The sequence below is a fragment of the Rheinheimera sp. WS51 genome (assembly GCF_050936095.1).
GTDB lineage: Bacteria > Pseudomonadota > Gammaproteobacteria > Enterobacterales > Alteromonadaceae > Alishewanella.
In genome coordinates this window covers 1-1,297 of the sequence record NZ_JBOTRC010000042.1, presented here as the reverse complement: position 1 = coordinate 1,297, position 1,297 = coordinate 1, and the positions used below count along the sequence as shown (strand labels likewise).

The 1,297-nt window shown below is 47.3% G+C and carries 2 protein-coding genes; both read right to left on the bottom strand.

The features are described from left to right. Positions 1–447 precede the first annotated feature (447 nt). Positions 448–921, bottom strand: a complete 474-nt coding sequence (dfrA6, locus tag ACRCA4_RS14930; protein ID WP_063844458.1) for a trimethoprim-resistant dihydrofolate reductase DfrA6 — start codon at positions 919–921, stop codon at positions 448–450. Between the two features lie 165 nt (positions 922–1,086). Next, a partial coding sequence (locus ACRCA4_RS14925; RefSeq protein WP_433190361.1) for a hypothetical protein occupies positions 1,087–1,297 on the bottom strand: 211 nt, incomplete at its 5' end.

The window sequence follows — 1,297 nt, the reverse complement described above, 5'->3', positions numbered from 1 at the left end:
TGCCAGCAAGCGCGACGCTGTTTGGCGTCGCTTGACTGGCCTTGTTAGCAGCCTACACCGAACTTGCGCGGCTTGCCGCACTGGCAAACCCGAACAACGGCAAGCTGCTTTTTATTAAAAACTAAACCCGTTAACTGCGACACAGCGAGCCAACCGGAACCTGTAAAACTGTTAAGCGAAGCCAAGAAGAACAACGCTACCGCCATCATCGTTAAAAGCAAACCCGCAAACTGGCGAACTTAAACTTTTGGCGCTGCCGCTAAGAAAACCAAACGCGAACAATGCCGAACAAAACTACTGACGAAAACCGTTAAAACCCCGAAAGCCTGCTAACGCCCTGTTAAGGTGTGAGCAACGCAATACCGAAGCCTCCGCATACCACCTTAAACACTAAACGCAACGCATAGTAAAAATGCCACGCGTTGCGAATCACTCTTAAACAGATTGTTAGCCCTTTGCCCAAATTTGGTACGTGTAATCAATATTTGAACTGAAACTTTGCTCAAATGTTTGCTTGAAGCCCTGTGGAACTGGAGGAAAAAACACATCGCCAGAGATATGCTTGTGAATCACTGAAAGATGGATAACATCTGCTTGATCGATTAAAGCTTTATATATTTCACCACCACCAGAAACAAAGATATGTGCTGTCGCATTGTTTAGGTAAGCTAATGCCGATTCAACACTTGCGAAATACACAACATCAGGGTCATTCGAGATAATTTTAGAACGAGTAACCACTGCATATTTTCTATTCGGAAGTTTACCCATTGAGTCGAAGGTTTTACGACCAACTAGAAGCCATTGATTGTAAGTCATGGCTTTGAATAGGAGCTGCTCGCCTTGTACATGCCAAGGTATATCCAATCCAGAGCCAATTACTCCATTCTCGGAAACAGCTGCCATAAGAGATATTTTCATTTTTCCTCCTGAGGGCTAACGCTAAGCACACGGGTGACGACCGCGTAGCGGTTGGCATCCCAGCGGCCGCAGGCCGCGAGTGATGCGCCTTGTTAGCAGCTTAAATTAAAACCCGCGCGGCACTGCCGCACTGGCGAGGCTGAACAAATGCACCACTGTGCAAATTTAAAAACTAAACCAGCCAGCTCCGATACGGCGAGCCAACCGGAACCTGTAAAACTGTTGAGCGAAGCCACTAAGAACAACGCTACCGCCACCACCGTTTGCACTAAACCCACAAACTGGCGGACTTAACCTTTTGGCGCTGCCGCTAAGAATACGAAACGCGAGCAAGGCCGGAACAAAACTACTGACTAAAACCCTTGAAACCCGAACA

Coding starts and splice junctions, on each gene's coding strand:
- dfrA6 (WP_063844458.1), bottom strand. CDS start 921: ATGAAAATATCTCTTATGGCAGCTGTTTCCGAGAATGGAGTAATTGGC.